The following is a 21,475-nucleotide window of genomic DNA, read 5'->3' on the forward strand; positions in this document are numbered from 1 at the left end:
CCATCTCTCTAGGTTCTAGGAGCAAATCTAATTCACAAAGGAACTTAAAATGGCTGAAATCAAATTATACAGTGCAGTTGTTTGTCCTTACGCTCACCGTACTCGGTTGGTACTTCAAGAAAAAGGCGTTGATTTCGATTTGATTGAAATCGATTTGCAGAATCCACCGGAAGGTTTTAGAAAAATTTCCCCTTATGGTAAAGTTCCGGCAATCACTCATAATGACCAGCGAGTTTGGGAATCAGCAATCATCAACGAGTATCTAGATGAGGTATTTCCGAATCCGCCTCTGTTACCCAGCGATCCTATTGCTAAAGCACAAGCTCGCATTTGGATTGATTTTGCTAATACCAGATTTGTTTCTGCTTTTTCTAACCTGCTGCGAAGTTCAGATGTCCAAAAACAAGAAGAAGCTAAACAGGAGCTATACAAACACCTGGAATTTATTGAAAACGAAGGTCTAGGAAAACTATCTGGGGAAGGCCCTTACTGGTTTGGTGAATCCATTAGTTTGGTAGATTTAACCTATTTCCCTTGGTTTGAACGTTGGGGCGCACTCAAGGAGTATCGTGGTTTTAGTTTACCCAGTGAATTTACGCGTGTGAAACAATGGAAGCACGCCCTCAAAGAGCGTGAATCTGTGAAAGCGATCGCTAACTCCAAAGAATTTTACATCCAGCGATATGCTAGATTCGCTGCACCTACTCCTGTTGGTGTTTAATCAATAGGATTTACACAAAGGTTATTTGTTGGAAGTGAATGTGAGGCGGTAAGGGTGCATAGAATATTTCGAGTTCAAAAAGATACCCTTGTAGTTCGCCAAGTCAACTTAGCTCTTTAAAGGGGAAAGGGGAAAAGGGTAAGGGGTAAAGGGAAAAGGTTTTGATTTTTTCCCCCTTCCCCTTTACCCTTTTCCCAGTCCAAACCCAGCAATTTTGGGTTGCCAGATTACTAGCCGCCTCACATTTGCCTCTTAACAAGAGCATGACCAGATTGAACATCGAACCAGTGAAGATCTTCACAAGGCAATGCCAATGTAATATCCTCGTTATTCCAATTTTGGTCTGTTGGTAGTAAAGCACGTACTGTAATCGCTTCGGTTTGGGAACCTTCAACTCTGACACTTACTAAATAATGCATACCCAAGTTTTCCACTAGATACACTTTCCCTTGGATAATCTGGGTATCTCCTGGTTGAGCAATGCGGACATTTTCTGGGCGGATTCCTAAAACAATCTGGGGTGGTACAGTAGGCAAATTTGGCAGAGGTATTTGGAAGTTACCCAGTGTGGCGGATTTTTCGTTACAAGGTAGAGTGAGTAAATTCATTTGTGGACTACCAACAAATCCAGCCACAAATAAATTAGCTGGATGGTTATAGATGAGTTCGGGCGGGTCTAGTTGCTGGACATAACCATCGTTAAGCAAAGCTACTTTCGTAGAAAGTGTCATTGCTTCTGTTTGGTCGTGGGTGACATAAACCACTGGAACTTTTTGAACGGCAAAAATTTGCTTGAGGTCGGCTCTAACTCGTTCTCGCAGCAGTGCATCCAGGTTACTTAATGGTTCATCCAACAGATAGACATCGGCATTACGCACCAAAGCACGACCGACTGCAACCCGTTGGCGTTGACCTCCAGACATCTGACCTGGCTTACGGTTCATTAACTCTGTTAATCCTAGAACTTCTGACACCTGTGCCACTCGCTGTTTAATTTCTGCTGATGGTACTTTTTTAAGCTTGAGTCCAGAAGCGAGGTTTTCGTACACTGTCATGTGGGGATAGAGTGCATAGCTTTGAAATACCATCGCAATGTTGCGATCGCCTGCTCCTTTATGGGTGACATCCACCTCGCCAATCTTTATTTGACCGCGAGTCGGTTCTTCAAGACCTGCAATCATCCGAAGGACGGTGGATTTGCCACACCCAGAAGGGCCGAGTAAAGTCAAAAACTCATCATTATCTACTGTTAAACTAATGTCTTTGACAGGGACGACTTTGGAAGTATAGGTTTTATTTAAGTTTTTGAGTTCGAGTTTAGCCATTTTTTTAGTTGTCAGCGATCGGTGGTCAGTTTTGAGTTTTTAGAAGGTAGTGGTCGAACCACAGAGGCGCAGAGAACGCAGAGAAAGAGAGAAAGAAGATTGAGTTGACCCCGCAAAATTTATGGGACAGAGCAGTAGTGGTTTATCGCATTAGTTCTGATGGGTAAAGTCATTCTTAATTTTTCTTTCTTTGCGCTCTTTGCGCTCTTTGCGGTTTGTTTATTAACCCAACAAAATTAATGCGATAGACCAGTAGGAGGATGGATTCTTCATTTTGAATTTTGAATTGTTTGTCTCCCTCATCCTTTGACAGCACCAGCAGTAAGACCTTGGACAATTCGGCGCTGGAAAAACAAAACTAATATAACTAGGGGAAATGTCCCCACAACGGTAGCAGCAGCGATGGCACCATAGGGAATTTCAAATACTGTCGCACCACCTAACTGAGCCGCAGCAACGGGAATCGTCTTTAATTCTTCGCGGGTCATAAACGTCAAAGCGAAGATAAACTCGTTCCAGGCAAAAATAAAAGTGAGAATTCCAGTAGTCACTAAGGCGGGGAGGGTCATGGGTAGTACGATTTGCCACAATAGTTGCAAAGTGTTGTAGCCATCGACCCTTGCAGAATCTTCTAAGTCTTTGGGCAATTGTTCAAAAAAACTTTTGAGTACTAGAATTGTCAGTGGTAAATTGATGGCAGTGTAGGGTATAATCAGCGCCAGATAGTTGTTGCCCAATCTCAGGGCTTGGATAATTTCTAATAATCCCAAGAATAAAAGAATTCCAGGAAATAAAGTCACAATGAGAATGCTCGCCAGGATAACTCGTTGTCCCCAAGGGCGTAACCGTGCCAAGGCATAAGCAGCAGGCGCTCCAATCGCTAAAGCCAAAGCTGTAGAAGTAATCGAGACAAAAGCGCTGTTAAAGATATAGCGCCAAAATGGACGGCGGGCGAATAATTCAGTGTAGTGACTAAAAGTGAATCTTGTAGGGAAATAGACAGTAGGAACGGCGGCAATATCATCGTTAACTTTAAACGAAGTTAGCAATTGCCACAGGGCTGGCGCTAGACTGAATAGCATTACTAATACAATTGCTATGAAAAGCAAGATTTTTTTCAGAGAAAATTTAGTTTTCTCTGTTGCTGTGGAAGTTGTTGAAACTGCTTGTGGTGTTGAACTCATGAGTTAAATGACTCCTGATGTTTTAGCACGGTATTTGTTCAGCAAGAAAGTAGCGATCGCCACCGCCGCAATTAATATGAGAAATGTCACCACTACTAAGGCTGCTCCATAGCCAAAATCTAAGTAGCGCATCACCGTAGAGTAGATGTACAGGGATACCACTTCAGTAGCACCACCAGGGCCACCCCCAGTCATCACAGCAATTAAGTCAAAAATTCCAAAAGCTTGAGCAAATCGAAATAGTACTGCAATTAAAATTTGCGGCAGCAGCAATGGCAGGGTAATATTGCGGAAGCTTTGCCAAGCATTTGCTCCATCAACAGAATAAGCTTCATAAAGGTCTTTTGATATCGACTGTAAGCCAGCCAACAGCAGAATACTAATAAAAGGCGTGGTTTTCCAAACATCAGCAAAAATCGCAGCTAGCATTGCCAGAGTCGGATCTCCTAACCAATTAATTCCGGTTTTAATCAACCCCAATCGCAGTGGAATGTCGTTGACAATCCCAAATTGGTCGTTAAAAATCCAAGCCCATGCCAAACCAATCAAAGCAGTAGGCAAAGCCCAAGGTAAAATAGCGCTCGTCCGTACTATACCCCTTCCAAAAAACTTCTGATTGAGAACCAGAGCAATTCCCAATCCTAACAATAGTTCCGAGAGTACGGATGCTGTTGTGAACACAGTAGTCGCCCATAAACTCTGCCAGAAACGACCATCTCCCGCCATCCGCACATAATTTTCTAAACCAGAGAATACAGGTTGTAACTCTGTTCCTAAGTTCTTAGTAAATACACTTAACCAGAATGCTCGTAAAATTGGATAGCCAAAGACAAATAACAACAGCAGCAATGCTGGCGTCAGCAAAATCCAAGCAGTTCTTTGTTCCCGACTTCGGAGTGTATGCAGATTAGTCATTAGTTTTTAGGCATTGGGCATTGGGCATTGGGCATTGGGCATTGGGCATTGGGCATTGGGCATTGGGCATTGGGCATTGGGCATTGGGCAGAGGGGAAAAACTCAGCTCTCATGCTCCCCACCTCCCCACACTCCCCACCTCCCCAGCCCCTCATCCCCTTCCACTCCCCAGCAGTCGGCGTGTTTCATCGGCAGCAGCTTGCATTGCTGATTCCGGACTGATCCGACCGGATAGGGCGGCGCTGAGATAACGTTGTAAAATATCGGATGTTTGGGCGTATTGGGCGATTGGCGATCGCAAAACTGCATTGTCTACGACTTCCAATAACTGCGGATAGTGAGGATATTGGGCAACAATTTCTGGATTTGTAAACAAATTCCGGCGACTTGGTACATACCCTGCACTCAAAATAAATCGGCGCTGTGCTTCTTCGCTGGTAAAATATTCAATTGCTTTCCAAGCTTCTTCGGGATGTTTAGAAGATTTAGCAATTCCTATACCCCAGCCTCCCAAACAAGCGGCTCCGGTTTTACCAGGGGCATGAACCATTGGTTTGATAGCAATTTTCCCTTGGATTGGGGAACCTTTTGCTTGGGCTAAAGGCCATGCATAGGGCCAGCTGCGTAAAAATGCCACTTGCCCACTTTGAAACAAGCGTCGAGTGTCTTCTTCTTGATAAGTTGTAACTCCTGGTGGAGATACGCCTTGGCTGATGGTACTACGTAAAAACTCAATGGCTTGTAATGTTTCTGGTTTATCCAGCCCCACTTGAAGGGTGTCGGGATTAACCCAAAAGCCACCAAAGCCTTTAAGGACTTCTGCAAACATCGCTACGAGTCCTTCATACTGGCGACCTTGCCAAACATAGCCCCAATTCACTTTCTTTTGCTTTTGCAAGACTTGGGAAATCCGCATCAAATCTTCAAAGGTTTCTGGCGGTTGCAATCCTGCTTCTTTGAGTAAATCTTCCCGGTAGTAAAGCATTCCCACATCGGAACGCATGGGAATTCTGTAGAGCTTGTTCTGGTAACGTCCCCCTTCTACATCCTTTGGTGAAAATGCTGTCAATTCCTGCTGGGAAATGCGATCGTCTAGGGGTAGCAACCATCCAGCAGCAGCAAATTTGGATGTCCAGATCGCATCCATATTTACCAAGTCATAAGGTGATTCACCTAAGATAAAAGACGAGGTGTACAGGTCTTCAAGTAAATTTGTGGCATTTGGCCCCTCAACTAAGTTAATACGAATGTTTGGGTTCTCTGTTTCAAAGTCTTTAATCAAACCTTGCTGCCAAGGTTGGGCATCAGGGGCAGTAATTAACATATTTAAGGTAACAGGTTGCTGCGGCAGTGCTACCGAAGTGAACAACATGATACCTGACAGAATTGTTAAAAAAATCCCTAGATGCAAAAAACTTGGTTTCTGAATAAATTTTTGCAGCTTGTCTATTGGCTTTCGGTACAACATTATCAATGTAGCGATCGCTATGTGGTAACAATTATATAGTTATCGTGCGAAGTTAACTGTCTTTACTAACTGTCTGCACGGGGTAACTATTCCTAGTGTGACTCAGGCAAGAAATACCCATAAAATAAGCTCAAATCTATATATAGAGAGCCTTTGAGTAACTAAATTTCAAATGAAATCTTCATGAAAAACTCTTAACAAAAGCAAGAAAATTAATCCTGAAATTGGGTAAATCACCATTATTTATTTATGAAAATAAATAAAAATCAATATTTTGTCTAGTTTAGTAGCTCCAAAACTTTTGTCATGAAAGTGGGGAGTGGGGAATGGGAAAAGACCACTTTCATATAAGGCTTAGAAACTTGCTTCATCTTGATTGCCTTGTCTCAACAATAAATATTCACGCCTACCTACTGATTCGATGACTGCTCAAGTGAAATATTGGCCGAGTAGATATGCCATCTACGTTGTTGTGGAGTTGAGCCGGGAACGTTATTGACTCGTCGCAGTTGATAACTACCATGATATCGCTGCACAGTCCCATTGGTTGTGACGGCAGTAATATTCACTGGAATTTCAATATATAACGAACCTGCTGCTCCTTCTATGGGGCTTGGTTTTCCAACTTTTTCAGCAACAGATACGGTGTTGGCAAAACCTTGCTTAAACTGCTCAAAGGATTGCTTGCTGGCAGATCCATCTCCATCCCAAGCCAAGTAAGCTTGTTTATATTCTTGACGGGCGATGGCATTGTAATAATCATGAATCACTTGGACGGCTTGTTGTGCCAAGGATTGAGAATTGACAGAATTTTCTGTGGGAGAGACTTGTGGGGAAGTTGGATTGGATGTATCTGAAAGATTAACAGATGGTGATTGCGATCGAGCAGAGTTATTGTAACCAGTGATAACCATTGCAAGCAGAGTGACTCCAATCGCTGTAAGGTATTTTTTCCAAAAGTTGATTTTTGACAAAGCTATCTCCTGGCAAACCTGCTTTTGTAGTTTATAAATTCAGCATACTGTAAATTTATTGGATATAACCATTGACAATTTTGCATGAATATGAATTTGAATTAACCGAGAGTATTTTGGTATGGTATCAGATCCTTCGTAGTCGTGACAGTTTACGAGAATTGCACATTTGTCAAGAGATTCTGTTTGTAAACTGGTTTTCGCATAGTTTTGACGATTCCTAAATCTCGATGTTCCTTGTAATTTTTAGACTAATAATTATTTCAGCAGTTCTATAGATAATGCATCCATAATCGACATGTCTTTATTCATAGCTTAGACAAGAGTGCAAAAGTACTTTTTATTGTGGGAAATCAAGGTACTTCCAAGAAATAAATTAACCAAATAAACGAACCACAGAGACACAGAGAATACAGAGAAATGAGGAGAGAGTTTTTTCGTCGGTTTTTTGAGTATTTTTTTATTTGGAAGTCCCCAAAGTAAAAATTTTCGTTGGTCAATAGGTGTTTTGATTAATATCCAGTAATTATCAAGAATATATCGGGGAATAGAAAAAATAAATTACCTCTATTGAAATTAAAATACTATCTAATTTCTCAGGAATTTTACTGAACCAGTAAGACAATAAATTTTACTAAGATATACATAAATATTATTAGGATGCAGAATATGTCAGAACTACCGCTGCTATGCAAAAATTTGAAAGAACAAGTAGAGTGTATATTACAACTTGTACAGCAAGAGCCAACGCTACGTTCTCAAGATATTACATTTGTACAAACTTCTTTAAATAAGGCAATTTCTCCGAAGTTTGAGATTGTGTTTGCAGGTGCATTTAGCGCTGGAAAATCAATGCTCATCAATGCACTTTTGGAAAGAGAATTACTATATAGTGCCGAAGGACACGCTACAGGTACAGAATGCAAAATTGAGTATGCAGAAATAGATAAAGAACGCGTTGTGTTAACTTTTTTGAGTGAAGCAGAAATTCGAGAACAAGCAGTTTTTTTATGTCAGCAACTAGGATTTAAAACAGTAGCTAATATCAACCAAGCTGATGTAATTAACTTATTACGTCAAGGTTGCGAAGCAATTATTCAGCAGGAAGGTGGTGAGAGTAAATCAGAACGTGGAAAACAAGCAAAGGCGTTAATCTTGCTGCTAGAAGGATATATGGCAAACCGCGATCGCATTAACACTGTTAATAATGCTACATATTCAATGGAGCAATTTCACTTTTCTAACCTCAAGGAAGCCGCTGGATATGCACGTCGCGGTAGCAATAGCGCTGTATTGAAGCGCATAGAATATTATTGCAACCATCCTTTGTTACAGGATGGCAACGTGATTATTGATACTCCAGGTATCGACGCGCCAGTGGAGAAAGATGCACAGCTAACCTATGCCAAAATTCAAGATCCCGACACTTCGGCGGTGGTATGCGTGCTAAAACCTGCTTCCGCAGGCGATATGACAAAAGAAGAAACAGAACTTTTGGAATTAATGCGGCAAAATGCAGGAGTACGCGATCGCGTTTTCTATGTCTTCAATCGCATCGACGAAACTTGGTATAATACTCAGCTACGCCAACGATTAGATGATTTAATTAATGGACAGTTTCGCGATACAAATAGGGTTTATAAAACCAGCGGATTATTGGGATTTTATGGCAGTCAAATTAAACAAACAAGTACAAAAGATAGATTTGGTTTAGATTCTTTTTTTGCTGAAAGCGTCAAAAGTTTAGATGGTAAAGAAGAAACACCACAATTTGTTTATGCCTTTAACAATTATTGTGTAAATTCTGGAAAATTATCCGCCACAAAATTCCGTGTTTCTGTTAACGGCTTTGAAACGCCGAATCAAAATTATGTACGCATTTTAGCAGATTGGGGAAACGAACTAATAGAACAGCTAATCGAAGATAGTGGAATTGAAGAATTTCGCAGTAGTGTTACTCGTTATTTAATTGAAGAAAAACGCTCGCAGTTATTTAAAAATCTTGCCAACGATTTAGAAGATGTTTGTATAAAATTGAAAAAACATTACCAAAGTTCGCAACGAAATTTAGATAGTCAGCCCCAAGAAATTGAGACAATGAAGGCGCAGGAATTACAACGCCTCAATCAACAACTCCAGCAGATTGGTAAAGACTTTAATCAGCATATTACAGAAGAAATTAACCTCATTATTACTAGTTCCTGTGATGCTTTTGAAACAGATTTTAAGCAATTGCAATCACGAATGATTCGCCGTCTAGATGAATTACTAGACACTTTTTCCGTAGCTTATGCTTATCGACGTGCAACAATCAGCCATCCTCGCAACGCCACAGCACCTTTACTAGCGATTTTAGTGGAGGCATTTTATTACTTAGCAAATCAATTAGAAGATATTTTAATCGAATCTTCACAACAAATAGTAGCAAACTTTTTTCAGCGATTGCTGGAAAAAATTCGTAAATCTGAATATTATCGCCAATTGTATCGCTTATTAGATAATGATGGGGGCATTGAACAGGAAATTAGAAACTTAGAAAAACGAGTAACTCAAGCAGTAGTAAGTGCAGCTAGTGTAGAGTGCGATCGCTTTGTAAGAGAAAGCCCCAGATTTTACGACGAAGGTACTTTTTCTATATATCAATTTCGCCAGACTTTATTACAAACTTCCCAAACTTACGACGCTGAAAGTATCGTCGAAGCAGAACCAGCCATTAGGCAGTTATTGAAATTAGATTTTGAGCCAAAAGTTTCTCAAACTATTCGCAAATCTTTCCGCCAAACCATCAACCAAATTCTCAAAACTCAGCTAATACCAATGGCTGAACAAAAAGCAGATGATATTTTGCAACAGTACCCACAGGCACGTGCATTTTTAGAGAAAACACTAGAACAAGAAGCTGAAGTTAAAATTGCCAATAATCGCCGATTATTAAATCTTCTGCAAGCAAATGTAGAAGCATATAATTCAGCAGCTTCTAGTATCAATCTTTGTTTACAGGCAATGCAATTATCTGACCATTGTTTGCCTGTAATTGGTGATACTGAATTTATATATTTTTATCCTGAATTATTAAATACAGCCACCAATGGATTTATGATTTCCGATGGATTAATTGATGGAGTACAAGAGGTTTAGCATCAATCAAAAAAACAAAAATTGGGGTTAATATAACTAGGGAACTCCAAAAAATAAATTATTTCCGTTAAAACGTTGATTCTTAACTGTCAACAGTCAAGGCTTAGACTCCCCTCAGCGTTGACCATGAGCGGAGTCTAAGGGTCAACAGTCAACAATCTTCTATGGAATATTTTTTACTTGAAAGTTCCCTACTGGGAATTATTGCAATGGAGGCAGGTAAATGATTCAGTCGTTACCAATTCCTATTACTGTTAACCAGTTTCTGCCGAACAAATTTTTCAAGCCGCCAGTTTCCCGATATAGCTGACCCCTAGCTTTAGCTATGCGGTCTGTTCGTGTCCTCCCAATACGGTTCGGTTAAAGGGGAAAGGGCAAAGGGGAAAGGTTTCAAATACATCCTTTACCCCTTACCCCTTAACCTTTTCCCAGACCACAATGGAAGTTCATACTGCTTATCCGAACCTATTGCGTGTCCTCCGAAGTTTGGATCGGAGGAAGCCTTTGCTCCAACTTCTCTGGGTGTCCTCTTCAATATGAAGCGTCGGCAATTTCTCACAACCTGTGGACTAGCTACCTTAGCTAGCCAAATACCAATACTTACCACTGAAGGTAAGCTATCTCTCAACACCGTCCTCAAACCCCCACGTCTGCAAGTCGGCGACACCGTGGGATTAATTGCTCCTGCGGGTATCGTTGAGGCCAAAGAAATTCAAGCAGCAGAGAAATCGATTTTACAATTAGGGTTAAAAGTCAAGAAAGGGAAGCATATTTTAGATCGTTATGGTTATTTAGCGGGTAGAGATAGCGATCGCGCCGATGATGTAAACTCGATGTTTAGCGATCGCTCCATCAAAGGAATAATTGCCATGCGTGGTGGTTGGGGTTGTAATCGCATTTTACCTTTACTAAACTATTCCCTGATTCGCTCCCATCCCAAAATCCTCATCGGGTATAGCGATATTACTACTTTATTGTTGGCGATTAATGCTCGCAGTCGGTTGATTACTTTTCACGGCCCCGTAGCCACCTCTACCTGGAATCAGTTTACAGTGGATTACTTCCAGCGCATTTTATTTCATGGTGAAGCCGTCACTATGCAAAATTCACACAATAATGAAGTGCGAGTTGAAACAATAGCACCGGGAAAAGCCAGGGGTAAACTTATAGGTGGCAACTTATCAGTATTGTCAGCAATGGTAGGTTCGCCTTATCTACCTTCTTGGCACAAAAGTATCTTGTTTATAGAAGAAATTGGTGAGGATGTTTACCGTGTAGATAGAATGTTAACTCAGTTAAAAACTGCTGGCATCCTTAATCAAATTGCTGGTTTGATATTTGGGCAATGTACCAATTGTAGTCCTGGTGATGAACCATCATTTACCTTAATCCAAGTCTTGCAAGACCACATACTTCCTTTAGGAATTCCTGCTTGGTACGGTTCAATGATTGGTCACATTAAAGATAAATTTACCTTACCAATTGGCACAGAAGTAGAAATAGATGCCAATGTTGGAACAATACGCATGTTAGAATCGGCAGTCAATATCATTTAGAATTCAGAATTCAGAATTCAGAATTCAGAATTTACATCTGATGTAAACTATCCAAATCAAGGAAATATCAAGGATTATGCGCCCTGTAGTAACTAGCAATTGTAACGTCTCTACTATGTTTGCTGCATTTCAGCATAGGCTTGATAAACACCCTTGACGTTGTACCAATTCAGAAAAATTCTGGCAATTTCTAAAGCTAATTGCGGTTTACCTAAGTTAATTAACCATTGCAAAAAGGGAGCCATTGTGCGTTCGTTGAGTGCGCCATTGAGTGAAAGAATACCCCAAAGTAAGCGATGTAGCCAAGTCATTTGAATCATCATTCGCACTTCCCAAGTAGGGTGTTTTTGATAAAATAAAACTCCCATACGTCCGCGTTCAATTTCTTTGTCAATTAAACTTTTAATTTGTTCTAAATTAAACGGCGGATGCCAATGATAACCCACAGCTTCGGGACATTTAATGAGTATTAAACCTAATTTTTTAAGCCGCACGCCTAATTCTAAATCTTCCCAGCCATAAAGTTGAAAGGTAGTATCAAAAAGTCCGGCTTTTTCTAGCCAATGTTTAGGAATTGCGACATTTCCCGTAGCAAAAAAAGCTGCTGAAAAATCTGTGACTTTGTAGGGTTCAGCCGTTGGATTATCGAAATTGCAAGTATTGATAACTGCGCCGTAAGTGAAAAAGCGATCGCTACCCAATTTCTCTTTTCCCTGCACTAACGCGTTAGCATGAGCTTGCAGGAAATTTTTTAGCACTACTAAATCGCTATCAATAAAGATAATTGTGTCTCCTAGCGCCTGTTCGACTCCAAAATTCCGCGCTGCTGCTGGCCCTGCATGATTTTGCTGATACCATCGCACATGGGGAAACTCTTGTTTGTGTGCTGTTAACCACTCCAATGTACCGTCAGTAGAACCATCATCTACCAAAACAATCTCGTAATCAGTAACCGAACTTGACTGACTTAATTCTTGTACCTCCAAAGCCCGGAGGCACTTTTCTAAAATCGGCAGACGATTATAAGTTGGTATCACAACGCTGAAAAACACAGTCTCACCCACAACACATTTATCCATCTCCAGGATAGGACACATGAGACCCTGACTCTGTTCCTCACCCGATTTTGCTGATGTGGAACCCAAGGTTTAATAATTCTTAGGGACTTCCAAGTAAAAAATATTTCATAGAAGATTTGGGTGTTGCATAATTGCGGGATGATTTGAGAATTTGCATCAAGACATAATCCCCATGTCCCCGTGTCCCCATGTCCCCGTGTCCCCATGTCCCCATGTCCCCATGTCCCCATGTCCCCATGTCTCCGTGTCCCCGTGTCCCCATGTCCCCATGTCCCCGTGTCCCCATGTCCCCATGTCCCCATATCCCCATGTCCCCGTATCCCCGTGTCTCCGTGTCAGCCTAAATCATCCCATTATTCAGCAACGCCATTTATTGTTTGGAGTTCCTGAATTAATCTCTATATAACCTCAGCTTAATGTTTATAAACTAGATTTTTGACTAAAGCAGGACTTACGCACAGGTAACGGAAAATCTAACCGCAAAGGGCGCATTCGCGCAGCGTCTCGTCAGAGAAGGACACAAAGAAAGAAACAAAGAAACAAAGAAAATTTGGCGCAGCCTCACAAAGAAATGGTATCAGCGGTATGCCTTAACCTTCGCCTACCTATACGTTGGAAAAAAAGCGCCATATTTGTTTCTACCAAGTTTTTCCTGTCACAGCAAAGGAAAATTTTATGTCTAAATTAAGTCGCAGACAAGTATTAATATTTTTTGCTGGTAGTGCTGGTGCTGTTGTTTTGGGAGAGAAACTCCTCAACAGTGTCGCCAACAGTGCAGAAGTAAAAACCGCGCCACTCAGCTTTACACCTGTACGCTTACCACATCCTCTACCAATTTATCAACAACAGAAAAATTTCTTGCCAACAAAAATTGGTGCAGGCGAAGTAGTTAATGCATCTGCGGATGTGAAGTTAACTACCTACAACGTTCTTGATGATGTGGTAGTGCCGCCAGAGTATGAACGTTATGTAATTGTCAGCTGGGGCGATCGCGTTTTTCCCAACAAAGACGATTATTTCGGATACAACAACGATTTTACTGCTTTTGTTCCCGTTGGCAAAACTAATAATATTGGGTATTTATGGGTCAATCATGAATATATTAGTTTTCCTTTTTCTACTTTAGCGGTGGAAGATTCTTCTGATGTTAAAGGACTACCCGATGCATTTGAAAATGTCATTGGTTGGGCTTTACCTTCCACCAAAAATATTGAAGCTGAAGGAGAGTTTTTATACAATCAAGGCGGTTCGATTATCCGTATCTCGCGCCAAAATGCAAGTAAACGTTTTGTTGTGGTTAAAGATAATAAAAATCGCCGCATTCATGGTCTTTCTGGATTGGCAATTAATAGTCAACGCAATGATGACTATCAAAATGTCACTGCTTGGGGAAATCGCAACCACCAAAAAGGCGACCAAAATTATTTAATTGGCACTGGCCCAGCTGCAACGCAAGTTTTTAATCTTTCCTCCGATGAACTCGGTAACAAAATTATTGGTACTGCCTTTAATTGTTCTGGTGGTAAAACTCCTTGGGGAACAATTTTATCTGGGGAAGAAAACTTCCAAAACACTGTTACAGAAGCAGTCACAGCTAATGGCACTCAAACAAATTACACAGATAAAACTATCGGTAAGACTTTTGGATTAGTTGGTGAAAAATACGGTTGGATTGTAGAAATTGACCCCGCAAATCCGAAATTTCGCCCGCGCAAACACACTTGGTTAGGTCGTTTCCGCCATGAAAATGTTGCGGTGCGTGCAGAAAAAGGTAAAAAATTAGTTGCTTATTTGGGTGATGACAGACGTGGAGGACACACTTGGAAATTTGTCAGTGCTGGTGCTATTTCCTCCCCAACAAATAAAAGCAACAGTAAGTTGTGGGAAAATGGAACTTTGTATGTTGCTCGCTACAATCCAGACGGTACAGGTAAGTGGATACCCTTACTTTTAACTACTCCTACCAACCCCATAGCGCCGACGGTTATATCTTCTGTAGAATTTGCTGCCTTGCAGAAAGCTCAAAAAGAAGGTCTTTTACCACTACCGAAACGCAAAGGTATTGCAGGTCAAAGTGAAGATGGTGGTATCTTTAAATGCGATCGCACTAACGAAGCCAAAGCACTAGCTGATTATCAAAATAAAAAGCTATCTGACTTCTACTCTAGCCAAGGTGCGGTACTCGCTGACGCCTTTTTAGCTGCAAACTTAATCGGCGGAACTCCCACAGCCCGTCCAGAAGATATAGAAGTGCATCCAAGCACTAAAGAAGTGTTCATAGCCTACACTGACGGTGCCCCCGGTAGCGATGGTTATCCTGATTCCCGAATTTTTCAAGTGGCTAAATTAAGTACAGATGCCAATGCGACACAGCAATCAGGGGGACTTTATAAAATTATTGAAGATAGTGCTGATGCTACAGGTCTAACCTTTAAATGGCAGAGATTTGCCCAAGGAGGCGAAGCCGGATCTCTTAATGGTGCTGGTTTTGCCAACGTCGATAATTTGGTTTTTGACGACCGAGGAAATGTTTGGGGAGTTACAGATATGTCTACCGGCACTCACAATGGTTTTGATGTGGGTGCCCAAGGTAAAGAAACCAAAATCGATCACACTGCTAGCGGTAACGTTTCTGATTTTACTGGGGTTTTTGGTAATAATTGGCTGTTCTTTATTCCTACCAGTGGTGCAAACGCTGGACAATTAATACCTTTTGCCCACGGCCCAGTACGTTGTGAATTGACAGGGCCAAGCTTTGTTGACAATACACTGATTATTTCAGTACAGCATCCTGGCGAAGATTGTCCCATTAATGACGGCACAATTTTGAGTCGCAATATTGAGTTACTCGATTTGAATGGTAGTACATTCAATCAAACTCGCAGTTTACCCCGTGGTAGTAGTTGGCCGAGTAACATTTCCAAGGCTGACGGTGGAAAAGAGGAATCTACAGGTGTTCCTCGGCCATCTGTAATTGGTATCCACCCGAAAAATTCTCGCACCAGCTTTATCTAATCTGAAGACCTTAGCGCTCATATCATGTCCGGCTAAATACTTGTCATTAGGTAGCAAGATCCTGTAGGGTACGCAGCGATACCGGAGTGAAGTAATCGCAATGACATAAATAATTTTGTCTAACCATTTATCTACCTCTTTAAACTAGTGGTCTGTCCCATTAATTTTGTAGGAAAAAATGTTTGTAGTAAGGACTTTAGTCCTTGATTTTAAGTACTAAAGTGCTTACTTCAAACCTTTCAGAACTAATGGGACAGACCACTAGGTAGAGAGCTTATTCTAATTCTGAATTCTGATCGAGCTAGTAATGAATTACGAAGCTGTTTTTACGGCTAAAGCAAGATGTTAGTTTAACCTGACATCTTGCTTAATTTTTGATAACTCTATTTTAGACGATGAAGACTGTCTACTGACATTAAAGACCTCAATTTTAATCTTTTTAGTAGTACCTATCCTACAGTTATTAGTTAATGAATTTTTGTCTTAAATATCACCATCTGTATTGATGACAAAGCTGCTAATTTTGAGTGAAAAACTTATTTTTATCAGAAAAATTGTTGATAAAGCCAAATTAATCAATATATAACCTGATGTTAATACTTGGTACTTAAATTAATGACAACTTGATTGTTCTAGTCTGCTTAAGCAGCATCACCTAGTCTTAATTTGTTATTAACTGCTATTTAGTGGCTGTTAACAAGATGTCAAATCTCAATAAATATCTCAGTAATGTATGTAAATATGTGGAATTTTTATTTACCAAATTACTCGTGTTATTGAGAAATGAACTGAATAGCAACCTCGTAAGCCTTAAATGGAGAACAAAGAATGAAAGGACGCTTTCACCCTAAAAACAATTTGACCCTCAACCCATCTCGTAATGAGTCAATTCGTGATGTGATTGACCGCGTTAGTTTGAGTCGGCGGCGGTTCATCATGACGGCTGTGGGTACGTCGGTGTTAACTGTTCTAGGCGATGTTTCCATCGGTGGCTTTCTGCAAAGTGTTGATGCAGCCCCGATTCCTAAGGGAACGGGATTTGGTGGCATAGGCTTCAAGAGCGTCCCACCAAATCTCCTCAACCCAGTTACAGGACTTTTAGAAAAGGATCTTGTCAGTGTTCCTGAAGGTTACACAGCTAAAGTACTGATTGCTTGGGGAGATCCCATCGCTCCGGGTGGCCCGACTTGGTTAGCAGATGCCTCCCAAGATGCGGCTGCTCAAGAAAAGCAGTTTGGTATGCACAATGACGGTATGTACTACTTCCCTTTACAGCCAGGAAGTGTTGTTGGTCGAACAGTAAGTTCACAAACAAGATCCTTAAGAGGCTTTTTAAACCAACCAATTAATACTGGTCTGTTGTGCGTCAACCACGAGTACACCCAGGAATCGATTTTGCATCCAGACGGTTTGGATACAGTCACAATTGCCAAAGTACGCAAGTCTCAGGCTGCTCATGGCGTGTCTGTTGTGGAAATTTCTAAAAACGGCAATGAGTGGAGTTTCAATCCGAATTCATCTTATGGTCGCCGCATTACCGGCAACACCGAAATAAAAGTTTCAGGGCCTGCGGCTGGCGATATTCTCCTGAAGTCCAAAAAGTTTAACATTACCCCAACTGGCTCTGTTGACACCGGCACACTCAACGACGGCTACACCGCTTATGGCACACTCAATAACTGTGCCAACGGCTACACACCTTGGGGAACTTACTTAACTTGTGAGGAAAATTGGAACGGCTACTTTGCCAATCCTACACGAGATGTAGTTGCAATTGAGGGCATCGAAAAGTCGGATATTCTCGCAGGACAAAATCGGTACGGCATTGGAACAGCATCTAGCTATCGCTGGCCTGAGGTCGATCCACGCTTCGATGCCAGCACCAACCCACTCGAACCCCATTTATTCGGTTGGGTGGTCGAGATCGATCCTTACAATCCCAAAAGCAAGCCAGTCAAACGCACTGCCCTTGGTCGGTTCAAGCATGAAAGCGCTCAGGTCGTTGTGGATGACAACAACCGTGTTGCTTTCTATATGGGTGACGACGAGCGCAACGAGTATATCTACAAGTTCGTTTGTGCCCAACCCTTCAATCCCACAAATCGGGATGCTAACCGCAATTTGCTTGACAACGGTGTTCTGTACGTTGCTAAATTCAATGACAACGGTACTGGTGAGTGGCTGCCTTTGGTCTATGGTCAGCGTGGTCTGACACCAAAGAACGGCTTCAGAAACCAAGCTGAAGTTTTGGTGAAGACAAGACAAGCTGGCGATCGCGTCGGCGCAACCATGATGGATCGTCCAGAGTGGGTAGCTGTACGTCCCCGCATTGGTGGATATAAAGAGATTGAAGTCTACTGCACGCTGACCAACAATAATCGTCGCGGCACAACCCCAGTTTCCTCCAACCAGCCAGATGGTACAACATCAGCCGGCGGTGCCCGTCCTCCCGTGGATGCTGCCAACCCACGTCCTGATAATCGCTACGGTCATATCATTCGCTGGCGCGAAGATGGACAAAGCGTTACAACAACTACCTTTAAATGGGATATTTTCTTTGAAGCTGGCGACAAAACTAGACCCGAACCAAATCTTCAAGGCAACATTAAAGGTGACGACTTAAGTTCGCCAGATGGTCTCTGGTTCGACGACTTCGGCCGCCTCTGGGTTCAGACCGACCACGCAGGCGATGGTGTTGGTGATTTGGTAAATATCGGTAGTAACACGATGTCGTGCGCTGACCCCAACACCAAACAAGTTAGACGCTTCTTAACCAGCCCCACGGATTGTGAGGTAACTGGTATTGTCACCACACCCGATGGCAAAGCGATGTTTATCAACATCCAACACCCAGGCGATCGCGGAGATGCCTCGAATCCCACAATCGCCAGCAATTGGCCTAATAGTCAAGGCTATGGCCCAGCAGGTCGCCCGCGTTCATCAGTGGTAGTAATTACCCGCAATGACGGTGGCGTTATTGGTGGCCTTTAAAATCTAAGAACTAGCACGGTCAAGATTTGAATAAAAAAAATCCCCACCGATTAGTGGGGATTTTTTTAATCAAAATTCTACTGATTGTGTAAGGTTAACCGACAATTTTTGTTGCTCTCTTCTTGCGCTGCATCCACAATCCCACAACACCAGCAACAGCTGTACCACCAGCAGCTAAAGGTTCGGGTACTTTAGCGTAGCTGACAGTACCTACTTCTGTTGTATTTACCGAATCGGTAATCAGATAAAATCTATTTCCTCCCACTTCTGGAGTACTAGGATCGCTGCCAATTACAAATTGATCTGCAACAAAATAGCTCAGTCCCTGAACTTCGCCGTTATTGAAGCTAACTATAGGAAAACTGTCGAAATCAATATCATCTACCTCTGTATAGCTAGTACCTAAGTAGTCGAATGCAACTTTTAGTCCATTCTCAACTCCCAATGTCTCAAGACCTGTATTGGTTAAGGTCGAGTCATCATATTGAAAAGAGCCAAAATATTGACCGGGATTATCGCCAGATGTCGCATTCACGGTGAAACCGTAATTAACCAAGGCAGCTTGTGTCGGTTTAGTAACAGCAGCCACTGAGATGGCAACTGCAAAAGCAGCAATACTAATATCTTTAGCCAATTTCATCAGAAAATACTCCAAAGCTCAAAAGCGAATAATTCTGTAATTTCACTTAAATAAACTTTGAACCAATGTGTTTAGGTTAAGAAATATCAAACAGAAGATTATTTTTATAAAATCTTTAAGCTTGTCAGACATATATAAATTTATTGTGAAGTAACAATTACACTCAGCACAAAAAGGTTTCAAGTTTAAAATTTACTTGGTAAATAGTTTTCTATAGTTGCTTTAAATCTAAAACAATATGAATGCACAACTAACTCTAGACGAAATTAAATCAGCACGTGAATTACTCAAGGAATATCAACCAGCAAACAAAGCCATTGATGCTGTAGAACGTCACAACGGTAATCTCGATCGCTCCTTTGAAGAACTGTGGATCGAGAAAAACGGAAACCCCACGATGGGAGGAAAAAAAATCTGGCAAACTACATTAGATGTCTTGCGGGATGAACTTTGCTCAAATGAAGGTTTTCGAGCGCGTTTGAGCGATTATACCAAAAGTCCAGAAAATGCTGTGTTACTGACAGCAGCGATTACATCCCTCATGGCTTTAACCGCAATTCCTCTCGATCCATCCATCGCTACTATTATTGTTCTCTACATCCTTAAAATCGGCTTGAATGTCTCTTGCAAGTATACCGATGGAGGTGACGGGGGAACTTTACCGCCAGGGAAATAAAATACAGATGCCATCGCACCTACTTGTAATCAAGCACAGGCGATCGCATTTATAATTGAATTACATCAATTGCTGAGATTGAATTACTGTCTTATTTACAGCCTCACTTGAGAGCAGGACTCACGCAAGTGTCACAAAAAATCAATTTTTTTTGCTTGTAGTAAGGACTTCAGTCCTTATTAGAGGACTAAAGTCCTTACTACAAACTTAAAATAATATGCCAGTTGCGTAAGTCCTAGAGAGTAAGAAAGACATATAGGACTCATATTTGATTTTGTGAAAAAATTCAGTACACCCCTAAATTTCCTGTTAAGAGTTCCCTGTTAAGAATTTCCTCCCCATACAAATATGTTCATTAATCAAATCGGATTCCTATATTATAAATATATATTGGCAATAAAAGAGGTCTAAAAATGAAAAGTGAACAAGAACGCGAACAATTAATTAAAGAAATTAACATCTTGTTAAATCAAGCTTATGACAGTACTTTAGATGAGATTTACGCCCTACTTCAAACAATCGAAGAAACAGAAGAGGAAGAAGATTTAAAAGCCTACGATAAAGCTAAAAAAGAAGCTAATATTGATAATTCATTGTCATGGGAAGATGCTAAAAAAGAACTCAAAGCAGGAATCAAAAAGGAAGTTGCGTGAGTTATAAAGTTGAAATATTGAGGGGTGCATTGAAGCAACTTAAAAAAATACCGTCAGAACTTCAAGAACGTATACAAATTAAAATTGATGATTTAGCTACAGAACCACGTCCGAATGGGGTCAAAAAGCTAAAAGAGAAAGAAAATGCTTACAGAATTAGAGTCGGTGACTATCGCGTTATCTATGATATTTTCGACGATATTCTAGTGGTGAATGTTGTGGAAGTCGGACATCGTAAAAATATTTATAAAGATGAAAGTTGAGAAGCAAGAAAAACTTAGAGCCATCGTACCTCCACAAACCCAAACGCGATCGCACTCCACAAAACCCAAACCCAAACGCATTTATAATTTACTTACATATTTATTGTATTTGGTCATATTTGTATTGTCGCACCCCCACAAAACCCAAAACGCGTAGAGGCAACACAGTTTTTCGTTAGACATCGCATTTATAATTTTATTATATGTATTAAGTGGTGAATTTGGTGACAAGTAATGTTTAAATCAGTTGAAGGTGTTTACAAACACGGCAAAATCGAACTCGTTGAATTCCCATTAGATGTATTAGAAAGCCGAGTTATTGTCACATTTTTAGAGCCAGAAACAACTAGAAAAACAACCCAAATAATGCAGTTTGGTATGTTTTCTGGAAAACATCAGTCTACGGAAGAGGATTTTAAAATTGCTGAATTTCACGGAGATAAAGAAGATAGCTGATATTAGTCATAAATAATTTATGAAGTATGTCATCGATACTCATGCACTAATTTGGTTCCTGGAAGGAAATTCTCGTTTGGGTGCAAATGCTAAAGCTATTCTTTCTAATCCTGATTCTCAACTTATTATCCCCGCAACTACATTGGCTGAAGCAATTTGGATTGTTGAAAGAGGTAGAACATCTATCCCTTCTGCTAAAGACTTAATTTCAGCAGTCGAAACTGATTCTCGCATACTAATTTATCCACTAGATAAAGAAGTAATTGAAATGACTGTGAACTTATCTACTATTAATGAAATGCACGATCGACAAATTACTGCAACTGCCCTAGTCCTGGCGAGTAAAGGTGATAATGTGCAGTTATTAACATACGACCAAAATATAACTGCATCTGGTGTAGTGACTATTGTTTGGTAGATG

General features: G+C 41.0%; 19 protein-coding genes. 10 read left to right on the forward strand and 9 right to left on the reverse strand.

From position 1 onward, the window contains the following. Positions 1-49: 49 nt before the first annotated feature. Positions 50-721, forward strand: coding sequence for a glutathione S-transferase family protein (locus VF06_RS18115; protein WP_099066100.1), 672 nt, complete (start codon positions 50-52; stop codon positions 719-721). 239 nt (positions 722-960) lie between these two features. On the opposite strand, the gene VF06_RS18120 is transcribed toward VF06_RS18115, so the two are convergent. The 6 genes from VF06_RS18120 to VF06_RS18145 form a co-directional block, all read right to left on the reverse strand. Then, a complete protein-coding gene (locus tag VF06_RS18120; protein ID WP_099066099.1) occupies positions 961-2,046 on the reverse strand; it encodes an ABC transporter ATP-binding protein in 1,086 nt (361 codons plus the stop codon). Positions 2,047-2,345: 299 nt separating this feature from the next. Continuing rightward, complete coding sequence (locus tag VF06_RS18125; protein WP_099066098.1) at positions 2,346-3,230, reverse strand: carbohydrate ABC transporter permease; 885 nt, start codon at positions 3,228-3,230, stop codon at positions 2,346-2,348. Positions 3,231-3,233: 3 nt separating this feature from the next. Next, positions 3,234-4,145, reverse strand: a complete 912-nt coding sequence (locus tag VF06_RS18130) for a carbohydrate ABC transporter permease (protein WP_099066097.1) — start codon at positions 4,143-4,145, stop codon at positions 3,234-3,236. Continuing rightward, positions 4,145-4,267 carry a hypothetical protein gene (locus tag VF06_RS42770; RefSeq protein WP_257208133.1) on the reverse strand — a complete coding sequence of 41 codons (123 nt, stop codon included), beginning with the start codon at positions 4,265-4,267 and terminating at the stop codon, positions 4,145-4,147. Before VF06_RS42770 ends, VF06_RS18130 begins: the two co-directional genes overlap by 1 nt. Positions 4,268-4,296: 29 nt before the next feature. After that, positions 4,297-5,517 carry an ABC transporter substrate-binding protein gene (locus VF06_RS18140; protein ID WP_371411491.1) on the reverse strand — a complete coding sequence of 407 codons (1,221 nt, stop codon included), beginning with the start codon at positions 5,515-5,517 and terminating at the stop codon, positions 4,297-4,299. Positions 5,518-6,023: 506 nt separating this feature from the next. Further along, positions 6,024-6,587 carry a hypothetical protein gene (locus tag VF06_RS18145; RefSeq protein ID WP_099066094.1) on the reverse strand — a complete coding sequence of 188 codons (564 nt, stop codon included), beginning with the start codon at positions 6,585-6,587 and terminating at the stop codon, positions 6,024-6,026. A gap of 669 nt (positions 6,588-7,256) precedes the next feature. On the opposite strand from VF06_RS18145, the gene VF06_RS18150 reads away from it, so the two are divergent. Both VF06_RS18150 and VF06_RS18155 read left to right on the forward strand, forming a co-directional pair. After that, a complete protein-coding gene (locus VF06_RS18150; RefSeq protein ID WP_099066093.1) occupies positions 7,257-9,725 on the forward strand; it encodes a dynamin family protein in 2,469 nt (822 codons plus the stop codon). Positions 9,726-10,261: 536 nt separating this feature from the next. Further along, positions 10,262-11,281, forward strand: coding sequence for a S66 peptidase family protein (locus VF06_RS18155; protein WP_099066092.1), 1,020 nt, complete (start codon positions 10,262-10,264; stop codon positions 11,279-11,281). A 113-nt stretch (positions 11,282-11,394) separates the two neighbouring features. Here the strand turns inward: VF06_RS18155 and VF06_RS18160 are convergent, their stop codons facing one another. After that, the gene (locus tag VF06_RS18160) at positions 11,395-12,360 is read right to left on the reverse strand and encodes a glycosyltransferase family 2 protein (RefSeq protein WP_099066091.1); all 966 of its coding nucleotides are present in this window, start codon (positions 12,358-12,360) and stop codon (positions 11,395-11,397) included. 79 nt (positions 12,361-12,439) lie between these two features. Then, a complete protein-coding gene (locus VF06_RS40950; RefSeq protein ID WP_180267361.1) occupies positions 12,440-12,670 on the reverse strand; it encodes a hypothetical protein in 231 nt (76 codons plus the stop codon). Between the two features lie 365 nt (positions 12,671-13,035). Here VF06_RS40950 and VF06_RS18165 point away from each other — a divergent pair, with 365 nt between their 5' ends. Together VF06_RS18165 and VF06_RS18170 are read left to right on the forward strand one after the other, a co-directional pair. Continuing rightward, positions 13,036-15,375, forward strand: coding sequence for a PhoX family protein (locus VF06_RS18165; RefSeq protein ID WP_099066090.1), 2,340 nt, complete (start codon positions 13,036-13,038; stop codon positions 15,373-15,375). 828 nt (positions 15,376-16,203) lie between these two features. Further along, complete coding sequence (locus VF06_RS18170; protein ID WP_099066089.1) at positions 16,204-18,366, forward strand: PhoX family protein; 2,163 nt, start codon at positions 16,204-16,206, stop codon at positions 18,364-18,366. Between the two features lie 94 nt (positions 18,367-18,460). Here the strand turns inward: VF06_RS18170 and VF06_RS18175 are convergent, their stop codons facing one another. Further along, positions 18,461-19,006 carry a PEP-CTERM sorting domain-containing protein gene (locus VF06_RS18175; protein WP_099066088.1) on the reverse strand — a complete coding sequence of 182 codons (546 nt, stop codon included), beginning with the start codon at positions 19,004-19,006 and terminating at the stop codon, positions 18,461-18,463. A 238-nt stretch (positions 19,007-19,244) separates the two neighbouring features. Here VF06_RS18175 and VF06_RS18180 point away from each other — a divergent pair, with 238 nt between their 5' ends. From VF06_RS18180 to VF06_RS18200, 5 genes are all read left to right on the forward strand, one after another. Continuing rightward, on the forward strand, positions 19,245-19,682 hold the full coding sequence (locus tag VF06_RS18180) for a hypothetical protein (RefSeq protein WP_099066087.1): 438 nt from the start codon (positions 19,245-19,247) through the stop codon (positions 19,680-19,682). Positions 19,683-20,095: 413 nt separating this feature from the next. After that, a complete protein-coding gene (locus VF06_RS18185) occupies positions 20,096-20,335 on the forward strand; it encodes a hypothetical protein (protein ID WP_099066086.1) in 240 nt (79 codons plus the stop codon). Next, complete coding sequence (locus VF06_RS18190; protein ID WP_099066085.1) at positions 20,332-20,598, forward strand: type II toxin-antitoxin system RelE family toxin; 267 nt, start codon at positions 20,332-20,334, stop codon at positions 20,596-20,598. Before VF06_RS18185 ends, VF06_RS18190 begins: the two co-directional genes overlap by 4 nt. Before the next feature lie 234 nt (positions 20,599-20,832). Next, a complete protein-coding gene (locus VF06_RS18195) occupies positions 20,833-21,054 on the forward strand; it encodes a hypothetical protein (protein ID WP_099066084.1) in 222 nt (73 codons plus the stop codon). A gap of 19 nt (positions 21,055-21,073) precedes the next feature. After that, complete coding sequence (locus tag VF06_RS18200; RefSeq protein ID WP_099066083.1) at positions 21,074-21,472, forward strand: type II toxin-antitoxin system VapC family toxin; 399 nt, start codon at positions 21,074-21,076, stop codon at positions 21,470-21,472. Positions 21,473-21,475 lie beyond the last annotated feature (3 nt).

The organism is Nostoc linckia z4, assembly GCF_002608075.1.
Taxonomy (GTDB): domain Bacteria; phylum Cyanobacteriota; class Cyanobacteriia; order Cyanobacteriales; family Nostocaceae; genus Nostoc; species Nostoc linckia.